Origin of the sequence: Amycolatopsis sp. NPDC058986 (genome assembly GCF_042741125.1) — a bacterium.
In the GTDB taxonomy this organism is placed as follows: domain Bacteria; phylum Actinomycetota; class Actinomycetes; order Mycobacteriales; family Pseudonocardiaceae; genus Amycolatopsis.
The window spans coordinates 226,543-249,811 of record NZ_JBHYJW010000001.1 but is presented as its reverse complement, the minus strand read 5'-3'; the positions used below and the strand labels follow the sequence as shown (position 1 = coordinate 249,811).

At 70.1% G+C, this 23,269-nt stretch carries 24 protein-coding genes; 7 read left to right on the top strand and 17 right to left on the bottom strand.

Features of this window, described 5'->3' with window-relative positions:
- Positions 1-19: 19 nt before the first annotated feature.
- The 5 genes from ACFW0G_RS01205 to ACFW0G_RS01185 form a co-directional block, all read right to left on the bottom strand.
- Complete coding sequence (locus tag ACFW0G_RS01205; protein WP_378322746.1) at positions 20-676, bottom strand: fasciclin domain-containing protein; 657 nt, start codon at positions 674-676, stop codon at positions 20-22.
- A gap of 128 nt (positions 677-804) precedes the next feature.
- Positions 805-1,500, bottom strand: coding sequence for an anti-sigma factor domain-containing protein (locus ACFW0G_RS01200; RefSeq protein ID WP_378322592.1), 696 nt, complete (start codon positions 1,498-1,500; stop codon positions 805-807).
- Positions 1,497-2,093, bottom strand: a complete 597-nt coding sequence (gene sigK / locus ACFW0G_RS01195; RefSeq protein ID WP_378322591.1) for an ECF RNA polymerase sigma factor SigK — start codon at positions 2,091-2,093, stop codon at positions 1,497-1,499. The genes ACFW0G_RS01200 and sigK overlap by 4 nt, the downstream gene beginning before the upstream one ends.
- Positions 2,094-2,245: 152 nt before the next feature.
- Entirely contained in the window at positions 2,246-2,785 is a 540-nt protein-coding gene (locus ACFW0G_RS01190) for a snapalysin family zinc-dependent metalloprotease (protein WP_378322590.1), read from the bottom strand.
- Positions 2,782-3,516, bottom strand: coding sequence for a S1 family peptidase (locus tag ACFW0G_RS01185; RefSeq protein WP_378322589.1), 735 nt, complete (start codon positions 3,514-3,516; stop codon positions 2,782-2,784). The genes ACFW0G_RS01190 and ACFW0G_RS01185 overlap by 4 nt, the downstream gene beginning before the upstream one ends.
- Positions 3,517-4,010: 494 nt before the next feature.
- On the opposite strand from ACFW0G_RS01185, the gene ACFW0G_RS01180 reads away from it, so the two are divergent.
- On the top strand, positions 4,011-4,670 hold the full coding sequence (locus ACFW0G_RS01180) for a response regulator (protein ID WP_378322588.1): 660 nt from the start codon (positions 4,011-4,013) through the stop codon (positions 4,668-4,670).
- A gap of 7 nt (positions 4,671-4,677) precedes the next feature.
- Here the strand turns inward: ACFW0G_RS01180 and lepB are convergent, their stop codons facing one another.
- The 4 genes from lepB to ACFW0G_RS01160 all read right to left on the bottom strand — a co-directional run bounded on the left by lepB (position 4,678) and on the right by ACFW0G_RS01160 (position 6,744).
- A complete protein-coding gene (gene lepB / locus ACFW0G_RS01175; protein WP_378322587.1) occupies positions 4,678-5,238 on the bottom strand; it encodes a signal peptidase I in 561 nt (186 codons plus the stop codon).
- A gap of 75 nt (positions 5,239-5,313) precedes the next feature.
- The gene (locus ACFW0G_RS01170) at positions 5,314-6,186 is read right to left on the bottom strand and encodes an ion transporter (protein ID WP_378322586.1); all 873 of its coding nucleotides are present in this window, start codon (positions 6,184-6,186) and stop codon (positions 5,314-5,316) included.
- A gap of 106 nt (positions 6,187-6,292) precedes the next feature.
- A complete protein-coding gene (locus ACFW0G_RS01165; protein WP_378322585.1) occupies positions 6,293-6,604 on the bottom strand; it encodes a zinc finger protein in 312 nt (103 codons plus the stop codon).
- Positions 6,601-6,744 (bottom strand): hypothetical protein, encoded by a 144-nt coding sequence (locus tag ACFW0G_RS01160; protein WP_378322583.1) that lies wholly within the window; start codon positions 6,742-6,744, stop codon positions 6,601-6,603. Before ACFW0G_RS01160 ends, ACFW0G_RS01165 begins: the two co-directional genes overlap by 4 nt.
- A 180-nt stretch (positions 6,745-6,924) precedes the next feature.
- Between ACFW0G_RS01160 and ACFW0G_RS01155 the strand changes: the two genes are divergently transcribed.
- Positions 6,925-7,413 carry an NUDIX domain-containing protein gene (locus ACFW0G_RS01155; protein WP_378322581.1) on the top strand — a complete coding sequence of 163 codons (489 nt, stop codon included), beginning with the start codon at positions 6,925-6,927 and terminating at the stop codon, positions 7,411-7,413.
- A gap of 35 nt (positions 7,414-7,448) precedes the next feature.
- Positions 7,449-8,681 (top strand): helix-turn-helix domain-containing protein, encoded by a 1,233-nt coding sequence (locus ACFW0G_RS01150; RefSeq protein WP_378322580.1) that lies wholly within the window; start codon positions 7,449-7,451, stop codon positions 8,679-8,681.
- Here ACFW0G_RS01150 and ACFW0G_RS01145 read toward each other — a convergent pair.
- The 3 genes from ACFW0G_RS01145 to ACFW0G_RS01135 all read right to left on the bottom strand — a co-directional run bounded on the left by ACFW0G_RS01145 (position 8,656) and on the right by ACFW0G_RS01135 (position 12,058).
- Entirely contained in the window at positions 8,656-9,252 is a 597-nt protein-coding gene (locus ACFW0G_RS01145) for an AAA family ATPase (RefSeq protein WP_378322579.1), read from the bottom strand. The two genes, ACFW0G_RS01150 and ACFW0G_RS01145, sit on opposite strands and share 26 nt — an antisense overlap.
- An 82-nt stretch (positions 9,253-9,334) precedes the next feature.
- Positions 9,335-10,864: an aldehyde dehydrogenase family protein gene (locus tag ACFW0G_RS01140; protein ID WP_378322577.1), complete on the bottom strand. Its 1,530-nt coding sequence runs from the start codon at positions 10,862-10,864 to the stop codon at positions 9,335-9,337.
- Positions 10,865-10,894: 30 nt separating this feature from the next.
- Positions 10,895-12,058, bottom strand: a complete 1,164-nt coding sequence (locus ACFW0G_RS01135) for an NAD(P)/FAD-dependent oxidoreductase (RefSeq protein WP_378322576.1) — start codon at positions 12,056-12,058, stop codon at positions 10,895-10,897.
- A gap of 100 nt (positions 12,059-12,158) precedes the next feature.
- Between ACFW0G_RS01135 and ACFW0G_RS01130 the strand changes: the two genes are divergently transcribed.
- Positions 12,159-13,064 (top strand): LysR family transcriptional regulator, encoded by a 906-nt coding sequence (locus tag ACFW0G_RS01130; protein ID WP_378322574.1) that lies wholly within the window; start codon positions 12,159-12,161, stop codon positions 13,062-13,064.
- Positions 13,065-13,180: 116 nt separating this feature from the next.
- Here ACFW0G_RS01130 and ACFW0G_RS01125 read toward each other — a convergent pair whose 3' ends face one another.
- Positions 13,181-13,777: an HAD family acid phosphatase gene (locus ACFW0G_RS01125; protein WP_378322573.1), complete on the bottom strand. Its 597-nt coding sequence runs from the start codon at positions 13,775-13,777 to the stop codon at positions 13,181-13,183.
- A 377-nt stretch (positions 13,778-14,154) separates the two neighbouring features.
- On the bottom strand, positions 14,155-15,336 hold the full coding sequence (locus tag ACFW0G_RS01120; RefSeq protein ID WP_378322572.1) for a cytochrome P450: 1,182 nt from the start codon (positions 15,334-15,336) through the stop codon (positions 14,155-14,157).
- Positions 15,337-15,439: 103 nt separating this feature from the next.
- On the opposite strand from ACFW0G_RS01120, the gene ACFW0G_RS01115 reads away from it, so the two are divergent.
- The 3 genes from ACFW0G_RS01115 (at position 15,440) to ACFW0G_RS01105 (ending at position 20,512) form a co-directional block, all read left to right on the top strand.
- A complete protein-coding gene (locus ACFW0G_RS01115) occupies positions 15,440-16,552 on the top strand; it encodes a TetR/AcrR family transcriptional regulator (protein ID WP_378322571.1) in 1,113 nt (370 codons plus the stop codon).
- A gap of 108 nt (positions 16,553-16,660) precedes the next feature.
- On the top strand, positions 16,661-18,778 hold the full coding sequence (locus ACFW0G_RS01110; RefSeq protein ID WP_378322745.1) for a transglycosylase domain-containing protein: 2,118 nt from the start codon (positions 16,661-16,663) through the stop codon (positions 18,776-18,778).
- A 123-nt stretch (positions 18,779-18,901) separates the two neighbouring features.
- Positions 18,902-20,512: a PQQ-binding-like beta-propeller repeat protein gene (locus ACFW0G_RS01105; RefSeq protein ID WP_378322570.1), complete on the top strand. Its 1,611-nt coding sequence runs from the start codon at positions 18,902-18,904 to the stop codon at positions 20,510-20,512.
- Positions 20,513-20,582: 70 nt separating this feature from the next.
- Here ACFW0G_RS01105 and ACFW0G_RS01100 read toward each other — a convergent pair whose 3' ends face one another.
- The 3 genes from ACFW0G_RS01100 to ACFW0G_RS01090 are packed head-to-tail and all read right to left on the bottom strand — an operon-like array spanning position 20,583 to position 23,199.
- A complete protein-coding gene (locus ACFW0G_RS01100) occupies positions 20,583-21,866 on the bottom strand; it encodes an acetyl-CoA hydrolase/transferase family protein (protein ID WP_378322568.1) in 1,284 nt (427 codons plus the stop codon).
- A complete protein-coding gene (locus ACFW0G_RS01095) occupies positions 21,863-22,672 on the bottom strand; it encodes an HpcH/HpaI aldolase/citrate lyase family protein (protein WP_378322567.1) in 810 nt (269 codons plus the stop codon). Before ACFW0G_RS01095 ends, ACFW0G_RS01100 begins: the two co-directional genes overlap by 4 nt.
- Positions 22,669-23,199, bottom strand: a complete 531-nt coding sequence (locus tag ACFW0G_RS01090) for a MaoC family dehydratase (protein WP_378322566.1) — start codon at positions 23,197-23,199, stop codon at positions 22,669-22,671. Before ACFW0G_RS01090 ends, ACFW0G_RS01095 begins: the two co-directional genes overlap by 4 nt.
- Between the last annotated feature and the right edge of the window lie 70 nt (positions 23,200-23,269).

Sequence of the window (23,269 nt, the reverse complement as noted above, 5' to 3'; positions counted from 1 at the left end):
CTCCTTTCCGCGCGACGGATTACTTGTTCGTCCCCGGGGCGAGGACCTTGTCGATGACGAAAACGGTGGCGTTCCGGGTCGGAATGTTCCCGCAGAGGATCTTGGCGCCGTTGACCGTCATGGTCTCGCCGGAACCCTCGATCTTCAGTGGCCCTCCCGTGCTGTCGAGGGAGGTGACACTGCCCGCCGCGGCGAGTCCCTTGGCGTCGTAGCGTTTCCCGGAGACGTGGTACTGCAGGATGGGGGCCAGTTTGTCCGGGCTCGCCGCCAGTTCCTTGAACTTCGCGTCGCCCAGCGCGGCGAACGCCGGATCCGCCGGGGCGAACACGGTGATCGCCTGCTGACTGTTGAGCGTGTCGACCAGGTTGGTCGCCTTCACCGCCGCGACCAGCTTGGTCAGCAACGGGTTCGTCGACGCCGCGCTCGCCACCGGCATCGGCCCCATCGAGTCCAGGCTGCCGGGCGCGTTCCCTTGTGGCAGCTGGGAACACGCCGGGCCGAACACGTCGGCGTTCGTGGTGACACCGGCGGCCGCCGCAGGCGCGCTCGCCGGATTCGACGGAGCGGGAGCACTCGAACCGCTGCCCGGGGAAGCGCTTCCACCGCCGCAGGCGGCGACCGAGAAAACACCGGCGACGGCGACCGCGGTCCCGGCGAGACGAATCTTCACGTGAATCCCTCCACTGTGCGATGCACTGCCCTGTAGTGGATCGTGCTGTGAGTAATTCGTTGGCGCGCCCGAAAAGGATTGCCACCCATACGGGTGATCTTATGTCCTTTGTGGATATCTAGACGTAATCCGTGTCAGACAAGGGAAATCATCGTGACGGCCGGAGTGGTCGGACGCGCCGAGCCACCGGTGGGCTCGACGGTGATCCCCACCCGGTCGGCTCCCTGAGGTATCGCCGCGAGTACCGGAGGGGCCTGTTGCCCGGTCAGCAGGCCGGCCGAACGCGGACCGTCCTGGCCGATCAGCCACACCTGGTACACCCGGGCCGGATCGAGCGCGGGCAGCCCCGCCGCCAGCACGACGATCTCACCTCGCGCTCGCGAAACCACGACCCGCGTGCCCGCCCCCGACCCGGTGCCGTGCAGGGTGACGGCGTCGGGCGCGGTGAGCACGCTGCCGACCGCCGCCTCGTACCGCTCTGCGGGATCCGGCGTCTGCCCCGGTCCCGCCATGACGACCCCGGCGACGACCGCCGCCGCGGCCGCGATGGCCCAGCGCCGCCACCGCCGCGCGGACCTGCCGTCCTCGGCCGTCACGATCGGCGGCCGCTGCCGCGTCCGGGCGATCCCGTCGAGCACGGCCGCACGCAGCAGGGCCGGTGGGTCCACCACCGACGCCACACCCAGCCGTGCGGCGGTTTCCCTGAGTTCGAAGACCTCCTGACGGCACGTCGCACAGTCGGCGAGGTGCCGCTCGAAGGCGATCCGTTCGGTCTCCGAGACGGCGTCGAGCGCGTACGCGCCGGTCAAGGTGTGGACGTCGGCGTTCATCGTCCCACCCCCAGGCAGTCCCGCAGCCGGATCAACCCGTCGCGGATCCGTGTCTTCACCGTCCCGGCCGGGGCGCGGAGCACTTCGGCGACCTCGGCGTAGGTGTAGCCGTTGAAGTAGGCCAGCACGATCGACTCCCGTTGCAACCCGGTCAGCGCCGACAGACAGCCCCGCACCCGCTCGCGTTCGAGGTTCGCCAGCACCGACTCGGTCACCGAATCGAACGGCCGTTGCCGGTCGAGCACACCGGCGCGCTCCTCGCGCTCGTCCGCCGCGGACTCCGAACGCAGCCGGTCCACCGCCCGCCGGTGGGTGATCATCAGCACCCACGCCATGACGTTCCCCCGCTCCGGCGAGTACCGCGCCGCGCGGCGCCAGACGTCCACCAGCGCCTCCTGCGCCACCTCCTCGGCCTGCGCCCGATCCCGCATCACCCGTACGGCCAGCCCGAACACCGCGCCCGACACCGCGTCGTACAGTCGCGAAAACGCGGCCTCGTCCCCGGCGCCGACCCGCTGCACCAGCTCCGCGAGCTCGGTGCCCGCCGTCCGTTCACCGTTTCCGGGCGCGGAAAATCCCACGCGCTCACCCATGCTCGTCCTCACCGCCCGCATCGGCCCCCGCCGGACCGACACCTCCACCGGACATTCGTCACGGATGCCGGACGCGGATTGGCCGGGCCGGGAAACGAGGGCGCCGCCCGTACCCGATGTCCGGTACGGACGGCGCCGTCGAGCGGTGCGGTTCAGCGGTAGACGCGCATGCCGTTGGCCGCCGCGGCGGCGAATCCGTTGGCGAAGTTCTCGTCGACCTGCGCGCGTTCCCGCGCGTCGGGAATCGCGTTCTTGCAGGAGATCCCTGGCCCGTGGCCGGACATCAGCTCGGAACAGGGACCGGTGTAGTGATCGGGAAGACCGAGGTTGTGCCCGATCTCGTGGGCGAGGATCCGGGTGGGATCGTTGCCCTCGGCCACCTGCTCGGTGTCGATGTAGATGTCGCCCCTGCCGTGCCCGTCGGTCTGCGTGTACGAACCGCCGCCGGTCACCTCGTGGATCAGGATCGTGGCGGCGCCGCCCGCGTCGAGATGCACGTTGTGCACCGCGCCGTTCCAGTTCGCCGCGGCCTGGGTGGCCTCGGCCTGGTAGTCGGGTGCGTCCGAGGCGTCGTAGTACAGGTTCACCACCAGCGGCGAGGCTTCGGCGGCGGTCGCCGCCTGGACGCCCGAGAGCGGGAGCAGGACGGCCGCCAGACCGGTCGCGGCGTAGGCGAAACGACGCCGGTTCATCGCGTGCCTCCCGCGAAACCGCCGATCTGCCCGTCGATCCACGAGCGGTACTGGGCGATGCCGGTGTAGAGCGTGCTCGTCGCGCACTCGCCCCCGTTGTCGCCCGGCCCGTGGGTCTCGCCCACGAGCGTCCAATTGCCCGAGGAGCCGACGACCGCCGGACCGCCGGAGTCACCGTGACAGGCGGAATGCGCGTAGTCCCCGGAAATGCAGACGTCCTCGGCGCCGCCGCCACCCTCGGCACACGAACCGCTGTCGAGAACGGTGAGGTCGATTTCCTGCAGCGTCTCCGGAGTCTGGCAGCTGGGCCAGCTCAGGCAGCCCCAGCCGAGCAGACGGGCGCTGGTGCCCGGCGCGGGGTTGCTGTCGGCCATCCGGACCGGGGCCGACCGGGCGGGCTGCGAAAGGTGCATCAGGGTCAGGTCGGTACCCGGGTTGGTGATGGTGCGGTCGATCCGGCCGACCTCGCCGCCGGAACTGTGCTGAGTGGAGCCGATGCGCCCCTGGGAAGCGCTTCCACAGTGGTGGGCGGTCACGATCCACTGCGGAGCGACGAGACTGCCACCGCAGCCGTTGCTCAACGCCACCATGAACGAATACGTTTCGGTGGCGTCACCGCCGCCGATGATGGACGGCTGGGCGGTGTCCGGCGACGACGACGCCGACGCCGGGACGGCGAGTGCGAACACCACGGCGCACGCGCCGAGTGCTGCCAACAGGATTCTGCGCACAGCGATTCCCTCCATACGTAATCAAGTGCCCTAAACGGACAACCGACACAAGCGAGACAGCCACGCACCGGACGTTCGGTGGGGAGCGGTGCATTCGTCCGGCGGCCACAGGATTGCAGGGTTCGAAAAACCCGGACACCTTCGAAGGGAGGGAATTAACCGACCATCGAGGCCGCCTCGCGCGCCTGAGATTTTCACCGGGCCCCGCGCTCTCGTATTCCGGAATTCCCGGCGAATTTTCCGCGGGGTACCGTGAATCCCCGGAACTCCGGAACACCGGCCCGTGCGATCCCGCAGGAAAAGCGGATATCACAGGACCCGAGGTCAAGAGGAACACGAACTCCGCGGGGATCGCACGACCGCGGCGCCGGTGGCGGCGACGGCCGTCGCCGCTAGGGCACGAAGTCCCTTCGCCCGGTGACTTTGTCGCCGGGCTCAGCGTGCTTCCGGGCGAGTACCGTCATGGCGCGACGTCCGTTGCTTGGAGGTGGTGCGTGGTGACCCGGGTGTTCCTGGTCGACGATCACGAAATCGTCCGGCGTGGCCTGGCCGACCTGCTCGGCAGCGAGCCCGACCTGGAGATCGCCGGAGAAGCCGCTTCCGCGGCCGAAGCGCTGACCCGGATTCCCGGCAGCGACACCGACGTCGCGGTCCTGGACGTCCGCCTGCCCGACGGCAACGGCGTCGAACTGTGCCGCGAACTGCTCTCCACCGTGCCGGGCCTGCGCTGCCTGATGCTCACGTCCTACGCGGACGACGAGGCCCTGTTCAACGCGATCATGGCCGGCGCCGCGGGCTTCGTGCTCAAGCAGGTACTCGGAAACGACCTCGTCTCCGCCATCCGCACCGTCGCCTCCGGCGGCTCGCTGCTCGACAGCCGCACCACCGCCGCGCTGCTCAACCGCATCCGCAAGGAACGCGACACCAGCGACCCCGTCGCCGCCCTGTCCGAGCAGGAACGCGCCGTGTTCGACCTCATCGGCGAGGGACTCACCAACCGCGAGATCGGCGAGCGCCTCTTCCTGGCCGAGAAGACCGTCAAGAACTACGTCTCCCGCCTGCTCGGCAAACTCGGCATGCAGCGCCGCACCCAGGCCGCCGTCCTCGCCACCGAACTCCGCCGCGCCGCGGGCCAGGCGCGGCCGCCGGAATAGGCGCTGCCTACCGCGGTGGGTCCAGGACGCCGATGACGTTCCCGGCGGGGACCGCGCCACGCGGCCCGCCCGCACCCCGGACCCGCGAGTCCGCCGCTTCGGCGCGGTTGTCACCCAGCAGCCACAGGCTGTTCTCCGGGATCATGACCGGGCCGAACCGCCGCTGCCCGCCGTCGGCCTCGCCCGGCTTCGCGTGGACATACGGTTCGTCCAGCGGCGTGCCGTCGACCAGCATGTGATCCGCCGGGTCGCAGCACACCACGGTCTGGCCGCCGGACGCGACGACACGCAGCATCATCCGGTGCCCGTCGCCCACCCGCCAGGCGGGCGGCGGGGCGAACAGCACGATGTCCCCGGGATGAGCGCGATACGTGCCCGGCACCACCGAGCGGAAGGTGACGTTCTCACCCTCACGGAGCGTGGGCGCCATCGCCGCCGAGTCGACCGGCCTGCTTTCCGTGGTGGCCGGGGCGGGAGCCGGGGCGCCGTCCACGGCCTCCGGTCCGCATCCGGTGAGCAGGGCGACCGCCACGAGCCCGGGTAAGAACCGCATACGCTGCTGGACCATCGTTTCCTTCCAGGTGACCGACGTTCACCCGGATCCTGCCGACGGCGGATGAATTCCCGATGACACGCGACCGCGTCACGCCCCGGGCCCGCGGTGCTGCTCGTCGAACTCCCGGCCCGCCGAACGCTGCGTCCGCACCCGCAGCAACCGCTCCTTCTCCGCGGAATCCTCCTCGTTGAGGCCCAGTTCCACGGCTCGCCGGATCTGTTCGCGGTTGTCGCGCACGACCGCCGAGAAGAAGTCGTCGATCCTCGGGTCCAGCAGCACCTCGAGGATCACACGGAACGAGGTGTCCACCGCGCTGCGCACGATCTCGTCGTGGAAGGGCAGCCGCCGCAGCTTGCCCAGCTGCGGGTCCTCACTCAGCTTCTCCCGGATGATGGCCTGCAGCTCGGCCCGGTTCTCGCTGAGCGACTTGGCGAGGTTCTCCGGATAGTTCCCGGTCTCCAGCACCTTGACCACCTCGTCGAGCACCGCGATCGTCACGGGCTTCTTGATGGCCTGCACGATCGGCTCGGACAGCTTGTCCACGAGCCGGTAGGTGAACTGCTCGCCGAGCGCCCGGTCGGCGGCGCGGCCGATGCGGACGAGCAGCAGCACGACCACGACGAACCGGTGCGCGCTCATCGCCGGATGCGCCACGGGGATCATCGCGAACAGCTCGTACCAGTTGCGGACCAGGAACCGCACGTCCCAGCCGCGTTTGCGCCAGCGCCACAGGAATTCGAGGAAGAACACCGCGCACACGCCGCAGTCGACGTAGAAGATCACCATCCCGACGCGGTAGGAAGGCGGGCTGAGCAGCATGAAGCCCAGCAGGCCGACCGAAACCACCGAGAGCGTGAACATCACCCAGTCGTCGGCGTGCACGTTCCCCGGGAGGATCCCGCTGTTGAGCTCCGGCTGCGCCGTGCCGCCACGCGCGCCGGACCCACGGGTCGTAGCCATACCGAACGTCTCCAGACTCGCACCATCGGACCGCTGATGTCACCGCACACCACTGACAGCGGTCGATCATGGCACGAGCCGGCGCGTCACCGGCCCGACCCGCCGGTCACCGTGACCGGGATTCGCTTCTTCTCCGCCGGGCGCCCCGGCCCGGCTCGGCCCGCGGGATGCCCGGATGCTGCGGGAGTACGTCGATGCCGTGTTCACGCCGGTACACGAGATCGCAGTCCCAGCACTGTTTCGGCACCCCGTGGACCTCGTGCTCCCTCGGCCCTTCGAACTCCGCGTCCGCGGTGACACCGCACAGCATCGTGATCTGTTCGCCCGGCCGGGGGACGCTGGTCAGCCGGGCACGATGCCAGCGGCCGTCGATGACGGGATGGACGGCGTCGAGGTTGAGGTAGATCAGCGCGCTCATCGGCCGGTCTCGCCGCTCGGCCGGGCGGCTTCGGCCGCCCGCGCACGGTCCTCGGCGAGCTTGCGCAACAGTTCGGGGTCCGTCTCCACCGGCGGAGCCCCCGAGTTCTTGAAATCCGAGACACGCCACTGGTCTGTCACGCCCGGCCTCCCGGGCAGCTCCCGAAGTGCTCTCTTCGTGTCATCATACGAGCAACTCTGGCGCAGAGTGATGACAAGAAACACTGCCTGTGACCATCAATTGGCCCGGCATCGGAAAGTGATCTGTGCGTCGGAGGCATAGAGCACCCGATCGGGTCTTCCGGCGGTAGCCTCGGCGACGTGGACCTCCTGCCGTTCGACGAGTACGTCCGTTCGCTGAACCGGAAGCGAATGTCCGCGGGAGTCCTCTACTACGACGACGCGGACCGGGTGCTGCTGGTCGAGCCCTCCTACAAACCGCACTGGGACATTCCCGGCGGCGCGTGCGAGGCCGAGGAATCGCCGTGGCGGACGGCGGCCCGCGAAGTCGGCGAGGAACTGGGCGTCACCGCCACTCCGGGCGATCTGCTGGTCATCGACTACATGCCCACCAGCGACCGGATGCCGGAAGGTCTCGCTTTCATCTTCGACGGCGGCACCATTTCCGAGGCCGAGGTCAAAGCGCTCGAGATCACCGATCCGGAAATACTGTCCGCGGAGCTCGTTTCGCTCGCGGATGCCGCCACCCGGCTCAAACCGTCACTCGCTCGCCGTCTGGCCATCGCACTCGAAGCGGCCCACACTCGAACTTTGGCCATCTGCGACAACGGGGTGCGCGCACAGCGATAGGGTCGTCCTCCTGCCGCGCACCGCCGGAGGAAGAAATGACGACAACCGCTTCACTGGCGGAAAATCTCGCCCGTTTCCGCAAGGCGAGGGATATGTCGCAAGAACAGCTCGCGGAAGCGGCGTCGGTCGGGGTCGACACGGTCGCCAGGATCGAGCAGGGCACCCGCAAGACCAGCAGGCCAGCCACCCTGCGCAAGCTCGCCGCCGCGCTCGGCGTGTCCGTCGACGCGCTGCTGGGCAACCTCACCGCGCCGCATTCCCGCGACGTCGACATCACCCCGCTGCGACGCGCGATCAACACGGATTCCCACGTCCCCGGGCTCGACGACTTCGCCGACACCACCGAGCTGCTCTCGCTGCCCGAACTGACGGCGAGTGCCCACGCGGCGTGGCGCGCCTACGTCGACGGCCTGCACGGGCAGCTCCTGCACGCGCTGCCTGCCGTGCTGACCGACGCCCGTCGCGTCGTCCGGGACACCGCCGACGACGAACGCGCCGGGGCGCACCGCGTGCTGTCCACCGCCTACCGGCTGGGCGCGGGCATAGCGGGCAGGCTCGGCTTCGACGACCTCGCCTACTCGTCGGCGGCGAAGGCCGTGACGGCGGCGAGGGAATCCGACGCGCCCGACGTCGAAACGGCGATTTCCCTGCGGTACCTGGCCTGGACGCTGGTCCGGCAGGGCCGCGCCGGTGACGCCGAGCGGGTGGCCACCACCGCCGCGGCCGCGATCGAGCCCCGCATGCTCGACCGCGATCCGGTGCGTGCGGGCGTGTTCGGCAATCTGCTGTTCAATGCCGCGACCGCGGCGCTCACCGCCGGCGCCCCGCACCGCGCCGAGGATCTGCTCGTGACCGCGAACGCCGCCGCCACACGTTCCCGCGGCGACACCGCGACGGAGGCGGCGATCTTCGGCCCCCGGGTGGCGGCGTTGCACCGCGTCGACTGCGCGGTCCGGTCGGGTGACCCCGAGAAAGCGCTCCATCTCGCCGACGCCGTCCCCGAAACGTCCGGCGACGTCCCGGCGTTCTGGGAGGCCGGGCACCGGTTGTTCCTGGCCGCGGCCGCCGCCGAACTGCACCGCGACAAGGAGGCGGTCGGGTGGCTTGCCGAAGCGCGGGACCTCGCGCCGGACTGGGTCCGCTATCAGCCGCTCGGGGCGGGTACCCTGCGCCGCCTGATCGACAGGGCGCCCCGGCGGCGTGGCCCCGCCTACGCCGCACTCGCCGCGCACTACGGCGTCATCACGCCGGACTCCGCCTGTTCCTAGCCCCGGAACGTCCATTGTGGACAACAGGCGCCCGCTCGACCAGCCGCGTCGCCGTTGCCGCCGAACGGGTGATGACACGCGCACTGTGCCAGCCCCGCGGCACACTGCCGGAGAGCAGCGCCGCGCGGGTCTTGGCCGCCCGCCGGACATGCCGCGCGAAGGATCGTTCCCGGATCAGGCGGCCGCGGTCGCGCTGACCGGCCAGCGCCTCGTCGGCGGTGGCGTCCAGCCAGAGCAGGCGGACCCGCCGCCCGGTCAGCCTGCCGAGCGCGGCCAGCAGCGCCCTCGTCGAAGCCCGGGTGGCCGGCTCGTGCACGACGACCGGGCCGCCGGCCAACGCCGCCCGCCCGACGACCCGCACCCGGTGGCCCGCGTGCACCAGCGGCCGGTACCAGCGATAGGCCACCGAGCCGGGCAGCACCTCTCGGAGTCTCAGGCGCACCTGGTCGGAGTCGAGCACCGGCAGCTCACCCGCGGCGTGCCGCAGCATCGTGGTCTTGCCCGCTCCGGGTAGCCCGGCCACGACGAGCAGGTCACGGCCGTCCAGTTCGATCGTGGTCGGCTCACGCATACCCCCACAACGCGAAGCGAAAAGTAAAGGTTCCTTTACCGCACCTTGACGTGCTCGCTCCCGCCCGGTGTCAGCGGGCTGCTCAGAGGAAGCTGACGTTCTGCGCCAGGGTCAGGCCGCCCGAGTAGTTCACGGTGTTGGTCGCCCGGCGCATGTACGCCCGCCAGGCGTCGGAGCCGGATTCGCGGCCACCGCCGGTTTCCTTTTCCCCGCCGAACGCACCGCCGATCTCCGCCCCCGAGGTCCCGATGTTGACGTTCGCGATACCGCAGTCGGAACCGTCCGAGGCGAGGAACCGCTCGGCCTCCTGCTGGTCCCGCGTGAAGATCGACGACGACAGGCCCTGCGGGACGTCGTTGTGGAGCGCGATCGCCTCCTCGAACGTGTCGTAGGTCAGGACGTACAGGATCGGCGCGAAGGTCTCCTCGCGGACAACGCCGGTCTGGCCGGGCATCCGCACAATCGCCGGTTCGACGTAGGCGGCGTCCGGCGCGACCTCCGCGAGCCGCCGCCTGCCCCCGGCGAGGATCTCGCCGTTTTCGGCCTGTGCCCGGGAAAGCGCGTCGCGCATCTTCTCGTGCGCCGGAACGGAAATCAGCGGGCCGACGAGCGTGGTGTCGTCGAACGGGTTGCCGATGGGCAGTTTTTCGTACGCCGCGGCCAGCCGGGTCACCAGCTCCTCGGCGATGTCGTCTTGCACAATCAGGCGGCGCAGCGTGGTACACCGCTGTCCGGCGGTGCCCGCGGCGGCGAAGACGACGCCGTGGGTCACGAGATCGAGATCGGCCGATGGCGCGACGATCGTCGCGTTGTTCCCGCCGAGTTCGAGCAGCGACCGCCCGAACCGCGCCGCGACCCGCGGGCCGACCTCCCTGCCCATCCGCGTCGAACCGGTGGCGCTGACCAGCGCGACCCGGGAATCGCCGACGAGCCGTTCGCCGAGGGCCCGGTCGCCGAGCAGCAGCCGATGCACGTCCCGCGGAACGCCGGCGTCCTCGGCGGCCCGCTCCAGCAGCCGGGACGACGCGAGCGAGATCAACGGGGTCAGCTCCGACGGCTTCCACACCACGGTGTCCCCGCAGACCAGGGCGATCGCGGTGTTCCACGACCACACCGCGGCCGGGAAGTTGAACGCCGAGATGACGCCGACGACGCCGAGCGGATGCCAGGTCTCGGCGAGCCGGTGGCCGGGCCGCTCCGACGCGATCGTGCGGCCGTAGAGCTGGCGGGACAGGCCGAGCGCGAAGTCGCAGATGTCGATCATCTCCTGGACCTCGCCGAGTGCCTCGGACCGGATCTTGCCCGCCTCGATCGTGATCAGGTCGGCCAGTTCGCTCTTGTGCTCGCGCAGCAGGTCACCCAGCCGCCGGACCAGTTCGCCGCGTGCCGGTGGCGGAGTGGTCCGCCAGGACCGGAACGCTTCGGCCGCCGCGGCGACGACGTCGTCGGCCTCCTCGGCGGTGGTCGCCTTCAGCCTGAACAGGTCCTCGCCGGTGATCGGCGTCCGCGCGGCGAAGCCATCGCCTTCGACGAGCGTGACACCGACCCGCTCCAGTGCGGCACGCGCCCGGTCCCGCAGCTCGGCGGTGCTCGGCAAAGTGGTGTCGGGCATGGGAATCCTTTCCGGAGCGGCGCTCCTGGTTCAGACGATATGGGCTTCGGGCCGGGTCAGCGCGCCCCCGGCGAAGCGCGACGCGCTCAGCGGGCCGACGTCCAGGAACGGCTCCCTGCCGAGACACAGGTCGCGCAGCACCTCGCCGACAGCGGGTGCCTGCAGGAAACCGTGCCCGGAAAACCCGGTGGCGTAAAGGAAGTTCGACGGGCTCGCGGCCCGGCCGATGAGCGCGTTGTGATCGGGCGTGACCTCGTACAACCCCGCCCAGCCCGGCCGCAGCCCGACGTCGGCCAGCGCCGGCGCGCGGCGCGCCATGGCCGCGCCGAACCGCGGCAGCCAGTCGTCGGAGTAGTCGAGCCGGAACCCGGGCTCCTCCTTCGGATCGGACATCCCGAGCAGCAGCCCGCGCCCCTCGCGGTGGAAGTAGAACGAGGACGCGAAGTCGATGGTGAAGGGGACCGCTCCGGGCAGTTCCGGCAGTGGTTCGGTGAACATCACCTGCCGCCGCACCGGTGTCACCGGCAGCTCGACGCCCGCCAGCTCGCCGACCGCGGCCGACCACGCGCCCGCCGCGCAGATCACGGTGCCCGTCCGGATACGTCCGTGGTCGGTGACGACGGTCCTCGCCTCGTCGCCCTCGGTTTCGATGCCGACCACCGACGTCCCGGTAAGCAGTGTCGCGCCGAGGCGCCGCGCTGCCGTCGCGTACCCGAGTACCACCGACTCCGGCGTGCAGTGCCCGTCGTCCGGGGAGAACGCGGCGCCGAGCAGGCCGCCCGTGTCGATCAGCGGCGAGAGCCGCCGCGCCTGTTCGACGTCGATCATCCGGCTGGTGACGCCGAGTTCGTTCTGCAGCGCGACATCCCGTTCGAAGGCCGCGACATCGTCCGATGTGGACAGAAGGAACAGGTAGCCGACGCGGTGCAGGTCGATCTCCTGACCCGGCCGCCGCCCGAACCGGGTGAAGGCCTCCAGGCTGCGGGCGCCGAGCTGGATGTTGAGTTCGTCGGAGAACTGCGCGCGCACCCCGCCCGCGGCCTTGCACGTCGAGCCCGAGCCCAGCTCGGCGCGTTCGACGAGGACGACGTCGCGGACCCCGGCTTCGGCGAGGTGGAAGGCGATGCTGGTGCCGATCACACCACCGCCGATGATCACGACGGTGGCGCTCGGCGGGACGGCTGAAACCGGCAACGGCGGGTCCCCCTTCCGATCGCGCTCCGGCCGATGGTGCCCGTCACCGACCGTTGACGTCCACTCACAGTTTCTGCGCTCGATCTATTAGATTTCCTTGATGGAGTGGACGAGTGTGCAGGTGCGCTCACTGGTGGAGCTGGCTCGCCGGGGCACCGTCACCGCCGTCGCCCAGGCGCTCGGCTACACGCCCGGCGGCGTGTCCCAGCAGCTCAGCGCGTTGGAGCGGGCGGCGGGCGTGCCGTTGCTGCGCCGGGTCGGCCGCCGGGTCGAACTGACCGACGCGGGGATCGCGTTCGCCGGGCACGCCGAACGCATGCTCGCGGTCGAGGCGGAGGCCGTCGCGGCGCTCGAACGGACCAGGGGCGTGATCGCCGGGGAACTGGAGATCGGCCTGTTCGCCACGGCGGCCGCGGAGATCCTGCCGGTCGCGCTGGCCGGGGTCGCCCGCCGCCATCCCGCGCTGGCGGTGCGCAGCCGGGACATGGACGTGGACGAGGTCTACGACGCGGTCGCCTCCGGCGGAGTCGATCTCGCGCTCGGGCTCGACTACCCGGACACGCCGATCCCGCGTGATCCGGTGCTGCGCCTGGATCGCCTCTACCGCGAACGGTTTTCCCTCGCGGTCCCGGAGGGCACACTCGCCGGGCGGGAGCGGATCGGCCTCGCCGACACGGGATCGCTGAACTGGATCCTGCCCGGCGCGCACAGCCACTACGGCCGGGCGATCCGCACGGTCTGCCGCCGCGCCGGGGTGGAACCCGTGGTGCACCACGAAGTCACCGACACCGCCGCCTCCCTCGCGCTGGTCGAGGCCGGGGTGGGGGTGTGCCCGGTGACCGAGCTGATGCTGCGGCTCAGGCCGTCGCGGGTCGACGTCGTGCCGCTGGCCGAGACGTTCGAGCGGCACATCGTGGTGATCGTGCGGGCGTCCGCGCAAAGCCGTCCCACGGTGGCCTCGCTGGTCGAGGTGCTGCGCGAGCTGGCGGGCGACGGAGCACCCTGACCGCCGCGGCGGCCTTGCCTGTCGCGAACGCTCCGTTCGCGACGATCAACGTCTCGAACGGAGCGTTCGCGGCAAAGGGACGTGGCGCCCCCTCGCGGCGCCGAAGTCAGCGACGTTCAGGACAGCTGGCCGTCGTAGTCGGGCAGCTTGAACCCGCGCTCGTAGTTCTTGTACTCCAGGTCGCCCGGCCGGTTGCCGACGTTCGCGATCAGCGTGTATCCCTCGGAGACGAACTCCTTGCGGCACCGGATCTTCACGTCCACCGCGTGGCTTTCGTCCTTCTTCAGGCAGATCTCGGTGATCGCCGGGTACCCGGCCTTCTTCAGCTCCGCGAGCGCGCCCGACCTGCCGCTTTCCTTGCGGGCGGTGGCGACCAGCACCGACACGCCCTTGTCCGCGGCGGCCTTGGCGAAGGCGAGCACCGGCTTGTTCGGCGCGCCGCGGTGGTATTCGGTCTCCAGCGACGTGTTGTCGATGTCGAGCACGATGGCGAGCTTCTTCCCACCCTGGGCGACGCGGTCGTTCAGGTACGGGATCGCCGGGTCCATCACCTTCCGGACGTCCGCCTGCCACTGCTCGTAGCTCGGCAGCCCGCTGTCCCTCGCCGCCGTCACCTCGTGCTCGCCCGCCACGGCCACCGGTGCCGCGGCCAGCACCCCGCACAACGCCATTCCCGCACCCACGACCCCGAACACGACCCTCTGGGAATTCATTTCCACACCCTTCACGAGCACCGGCGGCGAATCCGCGGCACCATCGGATAATCGGTCCTCGCGAACGCTAGCACGCACTTTTCGGCGGTGACCCCGTTTCCGTCCAGCATTGTTTGACATCTTCGACGCCGCCAGGGAAACGATTCATGAATTACCCTGCCGCCAGGCGGATTTCGGACTCGCCGAGCCCGAAATCCGCCCGAATCGCCTTTCCGTGGCGCCCGGTCGAAAAGCAGTTCGGCGGCGAGGTGTCGTCGAGGAGCCCCCGCTGGGAAACGCCCGTCACACCACCTCCAGACAAGATCGCCGCGGTGCGCACCCTACGACTTCCCCGCCACCCCTCGGAACCTACGAACGACGGGAGGAGCCGACCCTCCTCACAACGTCACCGGCAGCGCTCCCAGCCGCCAGGTCCCCGGGTCCGGCGTGCGGCTTGGCTCGGCTGCCGGCGCCAGCTTCGGGAAGCGCCGGAACAGCCCGGTGAGCGCCACCTCGGCCTGCACCCTGGCCAGCGCCGCGGCGAGGCAGAAATGCGGCCCGTACGCGAAGCCGAGGTGCGCCGCCGCGCCCGCCCTGGTGATCTCCAGCCGGTCGGGATCGGCGAACACCCGCGGATCCCGGTTCGCGGACACGATCGCCGCGGTAACCGCCGTGCCTGCCGGAATCACCGTCCCGCCGAACTCGACGTCTTCGGCCGGGAACCGCGGCGTGGTCAGCAGTTGCGGGCCGCACCAGCGCATCAGCTCGTCGACCGCGCCCGCCGCGAGCCCGTCGTCCGCCCGCAGCGCGGCGAGCTGCTCCGGGTGGTCGAAGAGCGCCGCGACACCGTTGGCGATGAGGTTCGCCGGGGTCTGGCCCGCGAGGACCAGATGCCAGACCAGGGTGACCAGTTCGACGTCGCTCAGCCGATCGCCGTCCTCGGCCTGGACGCCGATCAGCTCCGACACCAGGTCGTCGGCCGGTTCCACCCGCCGCCGCGCCACGATCGCCTTGGCATCCGCGATGATCGCGGGAATCGCCTCGACGAACCCCTTCCCGAAGCCCGAAGCGACCATCGAGCCGTATTCTCTCCACTGTGGACGGTCGGCAGCCGGGACGCCGACCAGCTCGCAGATCACGTCCATCGGCAACGGCTTCGCGAAGTCCCGCAGCAGATCCACCGGCCCGCTCGCCGGCAGCGTGTCGAGCAGGGCTTCGACGATCCGCTCCATCTTCGGCCGGAAGGCGAGGGCCCGGCGTGCCGTGAACGCGGGCGCCACCAGCCCGCGCAGCCGGGTGTGCTCCGGGCCGTCCTTCTCCTGCATCGTCCGCAGGTAGGCCGTGCAGTCCTCCGGGATGCCGGGCGGGGTCAGGTAGCTCCCGGAGTTCAGCTCGAAGCGCGCGTCGCCAAGCATCGCCCTGGCCTCCTCGTGGCGGGTGACCGCCCACATCTCGCCCATTCCGGGCACCAGGAGCCGCGCCAGCGGGGCGCGTTCCCTGGCCTCCCGGTACGCGGCGAACGGGTCGAGCAGCACTTGCGCGCCGGACACGTCGATCTCGGGCAGCTCGGCGCCGATCATGACTCCTCCAGTTCGGATGTTGTTAACAGATGTTCTTGTCATCTCGATGGTCAAGGTATCTTGCTTCGGGACGGACGGCAAACAGCCCCGATCGAGGAGGACGATGAACCGGCTCAGCAGGGCGGAGCTACAGGAGCGCAACCGCGCGAAGGTGCTCGCCGCGGCGCGCGACGAGTTCGCCGAACGCGGCTTCCGCGAGGCCAAGGTCGACCGCATCGCCGAACGGGCCGGGTTCACCCGCGGCGTCGTCTACTCCAACTTCCCCGGCAAACGCGCGCTGTACTTCGCCGTCCTGGCCGAGGACGCCGAGCGGTCGCCGGAACAACCGCACGCCGAACGCGGCCTGACCGCCCACGACGCACTCGGCGCGTTCGCACGTGCCTGGGTCGCCCGGCTGCCGCTGGCCGAGGCCCCGTCGGCCCGGCTCGATGTCGACGTGCTCCCCGAGGTGCTCGCCGACGAGCAGACCCGCCGGCCGTTCACGCAGCTGATGAAGCTCGACGCGCTGCTGCTCAGCCTCGCGCTCGAACGCGTCCGCCCGCCGGAGGTGCCGCCCGGCGCCCCACCCGCCCGCCTGGTGCGTGTCGCCGAGATGGTGCTGACGACGTTGCAGGGCGCGAGTCAGCTGTCCGCCGCCGCGCCCGGGTTCCTCGAACCGTTCGACGTGGTCAGCGCCTGCGAGCAGCTGGCGAACCTCGAACTGAGCGACTGGTGGGCTCCCCCGCCCGTCGTCCCCCCGGCGCAGCCCGCGAGCGAACCGTGGACCCCGCCGTCCACTGTGGACGCGGTACGCGGCGAGGCTGTTTCACTCGCCGACGACGGCGTGGTGGCGATTCTCGGGCTGCATCGGCTTTCCGCCGTCGAAGCGGCCGTGCGCGCCGCGCCGCCGGGGGCGGACGTCACCGCCGTCCTGGTCTCCGGCGAGCCCGCCGAACTGATGCCGCTGGCCCGGCTCGTCCTCGCCGAGCTGGTCGGCTGCCTGCACCAGGCCTTCCGGCCCGAACACCGGCCGCGGTTGCGCGTCGTGTACGACCCCACCGGCGCCGTCGCCGCGGCCGCCGGAGTACCCGCGGTCAGCGACGCGACCGAGGTCGCCGTCCGCGTCGAGGCGGGCAGGATCGTCACGAGGGCCGAGGGACTTGGCGCCTGCCACGCCGCCGCGAGCACCGGAAAAACGCACGGAAAGGCGGCGCCCCGTACGCCACGAATTTCGTGAAACGACGTCGTCCGCCCCTTTGTCCATTTCGGCCGCCCGTTGCCTCGGTGCTGTATTCCTCACAGGCAACAGCGCTCTTACCTCTCCGTATTTATCGTGGATTCCGTGATGCGTCGCCGGGGTACCGTGACTTTGGCCGGTTTGTGCGCTTTGGCCGGAGTGCTCGTCGCCGGTCTGCTGGCGCCCGTCGCGCTCGGCGCGGGGCTGCTGTCCAATCAGGTCAGTGACTCGGTCGGCGCGATCTCCGCGGATCTCGCCACCGGCAGCCCGCCGCTGACGACCACGGTGACCGATCGGGACGGCAATCCGATCGCCACGCTCTACGACCAGTACCGGCTCCCGGTGACCGCGGCCGGGATCGCGGACACCATGAAGGCCGCGATCGTGTCCGTGGAGGATCGCCGGTTCTACACCGAGGGCGGCGTCGATCCGCAGGGCATGCTGCGGGCGGCCCTGCACGACAGCGCGGGCGGGAACCTCCAGGGCGCGTCGACGATCACCCAGCAGTACGTCAAGAACTACCTGATCAACGTCGTCGACCGGAACGACAAGGCGGCACAGCTCGCCGATCAGGAGGATTCGATCGCCCGCAAACTGCGCGAGGCGAAAATCGCGGTCGAGCTGAGCCAGAAGATGTCGAAGGACGATATTCTCGCGGGCTACCTCAACGTCGTCGAATTCAGCGGAACCGTTTACGGCGTCGGCGCCGCTGCGAAAGCGTATTTCGGGACCACTCCGGACAAACTGACCGTTTCCCAGGCCGCCTTGCTGGCCGGGATGGTGAACAACCCCGGCATGTTCAACCCTTACACCCATCCCGCGGAGGCGACCCAGCGCCGTAACCTGGTCATCGACGACATGGTGTCCGGCGGCCTGCTGCCCGCGAACTACGGCGCCTCGGCGAAGAACGAGCCGCTCGGGGTGCTGCCGGACGGACCGGTGACCCCATCCGGAAGCTGCATGGGCGCCGCGCCGGACGCCGGGTTCTTCTGCGCCTACGCCGAAAGCTATCTGGAGCAGGCCGGGTTCACCGCGGATCAGCTGGCCACCGGCGGCTATGTCATCAAGACCACGATGGACCCGAAGGTCAGCCAGGTGACCAAGGACGCGGTCGACGCGAACGTGCCGACCACCCAGGACGGTGTCGCCAACACCTTCGCCGTCGTCCAACCGGGACAGAACGGGCACCAGGTGCTCGCGATGGTCGCGAACCGGGACTACGGCAACGATCCTGGCAGGGGCCAGCGCTCGACGAACATCGTGGCCGACGCCGCCAACAAGTTCGGCGCGGGCTCGTCGTTCAAGATCTTCACCGCGGCCGCGGCGCTGGTCGCGGGCAAGGCCGGGCTGAACACGCCGCTGCCGAACCCGGCCAACGGCTGCTTCACGCCGCCGAACGCCAACCAGTACACCGCGTGCTACCCGGTGGGCAACGACGGCACGAACTACCCGAACCCGATCTCCCTGGCCGACGGGCTCGCGACGTCTCCGAACGTCGCGTTCGTGGGCCTGGAGTCCCAGGTCGGCATGCCCGCCGTGCTCGACATGGCCCGCAAGCTCGGGCTGCGGACCACGTTGACCACCAACGACGCCGGGAACCCGCCGATCACCGACCCCGTGAACCCGTTGTCGAAGAACCCGCAGTACAACCAGCCGCAGTCGCGGTACTTCCGGAACCTGCTCTCGTTCACCCTCGGCAACAGCCCGGTGAGCCCGCTGGAGATGGCCAACGTCTCCGCGACGATCATGAGCGACGGCGTGTGGTGCCCGCCGGACCCGATCCTTTCGGTGACCGATCGGGCGGGCAAGCCCGTACCGATCGAGCGCCAGCCGTGCGAACAGGCCATCCCCAGCGGCGTCGCGCACACGCTCATGGCGGGCCTGAGCCAGGACACCAAGCACGGCACCTCCGCGCTCGCCGCCCACGAGGCGGGCTGGACCCGGCCCGACATCGGCAAGACCGGGACCACCGAGCAGAGCGAATCGGTCGCGTTCGTCGGCGGGGTGAACGACTACGCGGTGTCGTCCATGGTCTTCGCCGACGGTTCGCGTCCTCAGGAGATCTGCCCCGGCAATCCGGTCCACCTCGGCGACTGCGGCGCCGGCGCTTTCGGCGGCACGGTCGCGGCGCCGCCGTACTTCCACGCGATGAACCAGTTGCTCGCCGGGCAGCCGGACAAACCGCTGCCCGCGCCCGATCCCGCCTACCTCGGCACCCACAGCTGACCGGCCACGCGCATCCACCTATCGGCTGACCCCGGATCCACCCGTAAACCGATCGACGCGGTTCCCGCCACCTGGCAGGTTGGGGACGACCTGGAATCGTCCAGCAACCTCGGGGGGCTTGTCTTGTTCTCCTTTACCCGTGCCCGAAAACGCGTCCCGCTCGCCGCGGCCGCCGCTGTCGTCCTGTTCACCAGTCTCGGGAGCGGAGTGGCCCTCGCGGACCCGGAAACCGCGACAGCTGGCCGCTCCGGCGACTGGTCCACCTGGCAGAAGGATCCGCGCGGAACGCGGCACAACCGTGCCGAACGGGCCATCACCCCACGGACCGTCGGCAATCTGAAACTCAAGTGGGCGTTCGCCTATCCGCCGTCGCCCGGCCTGCCGACGCGCAGTGAGCCCGCGGTCGTCGGCGACACGATCTACTTCGGCGGCCCCGACGGCAAGTTCTACGCCCGCGACGCCCGTACCGGCGCCGAGAAATGGGCCTTCGACCTGAAGACCGTCGACCCGGCGGCCACCAACGCGGTGACCTGGGATGGACCGGCGGTGTCTGGCGGAAAGGTCTACTTCGGCGACCTGCGCGGGTACTTCTACGCGCTGGACCAGCACACCGGAACCCTGCGCTGGGCGAAGCGGCTCGACGCGCACGTCGCCGCGATGGTCACGAGTTCGCCGATCGTCTCGGACGGCCGCGTCTACGTCGGCGTGTCGAGTGGCGAGAACACTCTGCCGAGGGACTATCCGTGCTGCACCTTCCGCGGGCATCTCGACTCGCTCGACGCCGACACCGGTGAGCTGGCCTGGCGTTACTACACCGTCCCCGAGCCGAAACAGAACGGGACCTGGCCGAGCGGCGCCGCGAAGTTCGAGCCGTCCGGCGCCGGGGTGTGGAGTTCCCCGGTGATCGACCCGGCCAGCGGCACGCTCTACGTCGGCACCGGCCAGAACTACACCGGGCACGGCGGCGACTTCGACACCCTGCTCGCCCTCGACGCCCGGTCCGGCGCGGTGCGGTGGAAGAACCAGGTGACGAAGGCCGACACCTGGCGCACGGCGTGCAACGATCCGGACCCCGAGGGCTACTGCCCCGGCCTGAAGGACGGCTCGGCACTCGACTACGACATCGGCGCCACGCCGAACATCTTCCGCGCGGGCGGGCGCACACTTGTCGGCGTCGGCCAGAAAGTCGGCGTGTACCACGTGTTCGACGCACGCACCGGCGAAGTCGTCTGGCGCCGCCAGCTCGGCGTGCCCCTGCCCAGCGGCGGGATCTCCGGCATCCAGTGGGGATCGAGCTTCGACGGCGAAAAACTTTACATCGCAACATACTTCGCCAACCCCGGCACGCTGTTCGCGGTCGACCCGGCCACCGGCAAGGTGCTGTGGAAGACCCCCAACCCCGCCGACGGCTGCACCACCGGCGGAGCCGCGCACCATCCGAAGAGCTGTTCACTGGCCCATGGCCCGGCGGTGACCAGCAGCCCCGGCGTCGTCTACGAAGGCAGCAACGACGGCAAGCTGCGCGCGTACTCCTCCGCCGACGGCAAGGTGCTGTGGAGCTACGACACGATTCGGGACTTCACCGGCGTCAACGGTCTCGTCGGCCATGGAAGCTCGATCTCGGGCACCGGCGGCGGCGCCGTCGTGTCCCACGGAATGGTGTACGTCCAGTCCGGCTACTCGCCCCAATACCCCGGCACCGGCGGCAACGTCCTCCTAGCCTTCGGGCTGTAGCGCAATGGTCCGTGAATGCCACATTGAGAGACTCTGAGTCTTTCAATGTGGCATTCACGGACCACCGCAGTTACGGGAGCAGGCCGGTTTTGCGGGCGTCGGCGGTGAGGCGGTCCCGGTGCTCGGGGTGAGCGATCGCGATGAGCGACTCCGCGCGCCGTGCCAGGCTCTTGCCGCGTAGTTCCGCGACGCCGTATTCGGTGACGACGTGGTCGATGGTGTTCTTCAACGTCGTGACCGCGCTGCCCGGCGTCAGCTGCGCGTTGATCCGGCTCTTCCCGTCGTGGGTGGCCGAGTGCAGCACCAGGAACGCCTGCCCGCCCGGCGAATACATCGCTCCCCTGGCGAAGTCGGCTTGGCCGCCGGAGGACGACCAGTACCGGCCGGCGATGGTCTCGCTCGCCGCCTGCCCCATCAGGTCGACCTCGCTGGTCGCGTTGATGGACACGAAGTTCGGCTCGCGGGCCACCACACGCGGGTCGTTCACCCAGTCGACCGGTTCCATCGTGACCGCGGTGTTGTTGTGCAGCCAGTCGAACAGCCGCTTCGTCCCCACCGCGAACGTCGCGACGTGCTTGTTGCGCTCCTGGTGCTTCCGGGTCCCGTCCAGCGCGCCACTGTCCACAAGGTCCAGTACGCCGTCCGAGATCGCCTCGGTGTGCAGGCCGAGGTGCCGGTGCCCGCGCAACGACGACAGCAGCGCGTTCGGGATCCGGCCGACGCCGACCTGCAGGCAGGCGCCGTCCGGGATCCGGTCGGCGATGAAGCCCGCGATCCGGTGGTCGCGCTCGTCGGGCCGCGCGGGCGGGGACTCGTGCAGCGGGCGGTCGGCACGGCACCAGCCTGCGACCTGGCTGATGTGGACCTGGTTGTGCCCGAAGGTCCTCGGCATGTTCTCGTTCACTTCAAGGAAGAACGGGACTTCGCCGATGAACGCCGCGGTGTAGTCGGCGTTGGTGCCGAGGCTGAAGTAGCCGTGCTCGTCAGGTGGGCTGGCGGCGGCGAGCACGATGCTGAGCTTCGTCGACTTCCGCAGCAGCAGCGGCATTTCGCTGAAGTGGTTCGGCACGAGGTCACAGGTGCCCGCCCAGAACGCCTCCCGCGAACCGGCGCCGAGAAAGTAGTCGACGTGCTCCAGCCTGCCTGGGAACGCGCCCTCGATGTAACGGCGCTTCAGGTACGGGTCCATCCGGTGGATGTGCACGCCCGCAAGAGAATCCGCGTGCGCTTCGAGCGTGTCGAGCAGGGTGATCGGCTCACCCAGCTGGATCGGCACGATGATGTCCGCGCCGGGCGGGATGTGCGCCAGCACGTCCTCCGGAGCGTTCGGGTGGTCCAGTGTGGCCTCGGTCATTTTCCGTTCTCTCCCAGCAGCCTGCGCGCCAGTTCCAGCCGCGGCTTGTCGATCATCTGCCCGTCCACCCGCACCGCCGCGCCACCCGACGCACCGGCGGCCTCGACGACCCGGCGCGCCCAGCGCAGCTCCGTCTCATCGGGACTGAACGCCGCGTTCACCGGCTCGACCTGCTTCGGGTGCAGGCACAGCTTGCCACCGAAGCCGAGGCCGCGTCCCCGCCGCGCGGCGGCGCGGGTGAGGTCCGGATCGTCCAAAGTGGTCGTCACCCCGTCGATCGGTGCCACGAGCCCCGCAGCCCGCGACGCGATCACCAGCCGGGAGCGCGCGTAGAGCAGCTCCCGCTCCCCCGCGTCCGACACCGTGATTCCCGCGTCCAGTCCGAAGTCGACGTTCCCGAACACGAGGCGCGTCACGCCGGGGACCTCGGCGAGCCGGTCGGCGTCCCGGATCCCTCGCGCGCTTTCCACCAACGCGTACAGCTCGACGCCTCCGTCCAAACGCGACACCGTGGCACGCAGCGCGTCGACGTCCTCGGCCTTGGGCAGCACCACCGCGCGCAGCCCCGGCACCTCCCCCAACACGGCCAGATCGTCCTCGTACCACGGGGTGCCGGCCGCGTTGATCCGCACCGCGGCGCGGTTCTGCCCTGCCCACGCGGCCACCTCGGCCCGCGCCCCTGCCTTGTCCTCCGGCGCGACGGCGTCCTCCAGGTCGCACAACACCAGATCCGCGCCGCTCGCCGCCGCCTTGGGGAAGCGCTCGGGCCGGTTCCCCGGCACGAACAACAGCGAACGCGCGGTCATTTCGGCTCCTCGATCCCGGCCGCGCGGCGCGACCGTTCGTCCCACACCGGTTCGACGTCGGCGAAGCCGGGCCCGTGACCGCGCCGGTACACCAGCAGCGTCCGTTCGAACGTGATCACGATGACGCCGTCCTGGTTGTACCCGATCGTGCGAACCTGAACGACCCCGACGTCAGGGCGGGACTTCGACTCGCGGGCGCTCAGGACCTCGGACTGTGAGTAGATCGTGTCGCCTTCGAACACCGGGTTCGGCAGCCGGACGCGGTCCCAGCCGAGGTTCGCCATCACGTGCTGGGAGACGTCGGTGACGCTCTGGCCGGTGACCAGTGCGAGGGTGAACGTCGAGTCGACCAGCGGTTTGCCCCACTGCGTCTGCCCGGCGTAGTGCCGGTCGAAGTGCAGGGGCGCGGTGTTCTGCGTCAGCAGCGTCAGCCAGGAGTTGTCCGTCTCGGTCACCGTGCGGCCGAGCGGGTGGCGGTACACGTCGCCCACCACGAAGTCCTCGAAATACCTGCCCTGCCAACCCATCTCGTCCTCCTTGCCGTTCTCTCACCGCTCACTCTGCCCCTCGACGGCCCATACGTGAAATGACCAGTTT

Excerpts from the sequence above, each read along its gene's own strand:
- ACFW0G_RS01145 (WP_378322579.1), bottom strand. The coding sequence starts at position 9,252 with ATGCGTGAGCCGACCACGATCGAACTGGACGGCCGTGACCTGCTCGTC.
- ACFW0G_RS01130 (WP_378322574.1), top strand. The coding sequence starts at position 12,159 with ATGGAGTGGACGAGTGTGCAGGTGCGCTCACTGGTGGAGCTGGCTCGC.
- lepB (WP_378322587.1), bottom strand. The coding sequence starts at position 5,238 with ATGGTCCAGCAGCGTATGCGGTTCTTACCCGGGCTCGTGGCGGTCGCC.
- ACFW0G_RS01110 (WP_378322745.1), top strand. The coding sequence starts at position 16,661 with ATGCGTCGCCGGGGTACCGTGACTTTGGCCGGTTTGTGCGCTTTGGCC.
- ACFW0G_RS01100 (WP_378322568.1), bottom strand. The coding sequence starts at position 21,866 with ATGACCGAGGCCACACTGGACCACCCGAACGCTCCGGAGGACGTGCTG.
- ACFW0G_RS01170 (WP_378322586.1), bottom strand. The coding sequence starts at position 6,186 with ATGGCTACGACCCGTGGGTCCGGCGCGCGTGGCGGCACGGCGCAGCCG.
- ACFW0G_RS01165 (WP_378322585.1), bottom strand. The coding sequence starts at position 6,604 with ATGAGCGCGCTGATCTACCTCAACCTCGACGCCGTCCATCCCGTCATC.
- ACFW0G_RS01095 (WP_378322567.1), bottom strand. The coding sequence starts at position 22,672 with ATGACCGCGCGTTCGCTGTTGTTCGTGCCGGGGAACCGGCCCGAGCGC.
- ACFW0G_RS01120 (WP_378322572.1), bottom strand. The coding sequence starts at position 15,336 with ATGATCGGCGCCGAGCTGCCCGAGATCGACGTGTCCGGCGCGCAAGTG.
- ACFW0G_RS01150 (WP_378322580.1), top strand. The coding sequence starts at position 7,449 with ATGACGACAACCGCTTCACTGGCGGAAAATCTCGCCCGTTTCCGCAAG.
- ACFW0G_RS01125 (WP_378322573.1), bottom strand. The coding sequence starts at position 13,777 with ATGAATTCCCAGAGGGTCGTGTTCGGGGTCGTGGGTGCGGGAATGGCG.
- ACFW0G_RS01140 (WP_378322577.1), bottom strand. The coding sequence starts at position 10,864 with ATGCCCGACACCACTTTGCCGAGCACCGCCGAGCTGCGGGACCGGGCG.
- sigK (WP_378322591.1), bottom strand. The coding sequence starts at position 2,093 with ATGGGTGAGCGCGTGGGATTTTCCGCGCCCGGAAACGGTGAACGGACG.
- ACFW0G_RS01115 (WP_378322571.1), top strand. The coding sequence starts at position 15,440 with ATGAACCGGCTCAGCAGGGCGGAGCTACAGGAGCGCAACCGCGCGAAG.
- ACFW0G_RS01190 (WP_378322590.1), bottom strand. The coding sequence starts at position 2,785 with ATGAACCGGCGTCGTTTCGCCTACGCCGCGACCGGTCTGGCGGCCGTC.
- ACFW0G_RS01090 (WP_378322566.1), bottom strand. The coding sequence starts at position 23,199 with ATGGGTTGGCAGGGCAGGTATTTCGAGGACTTCGTGGTGGGCGACGTG.
- ACFW0G_RS01200 (WP_378322592.1), bottom strand. The coding sequence starts at position 1,500 with ATGAACGCCGACGTCCACACCTTGACCGGCGCGTACGCGCTCGACGCC.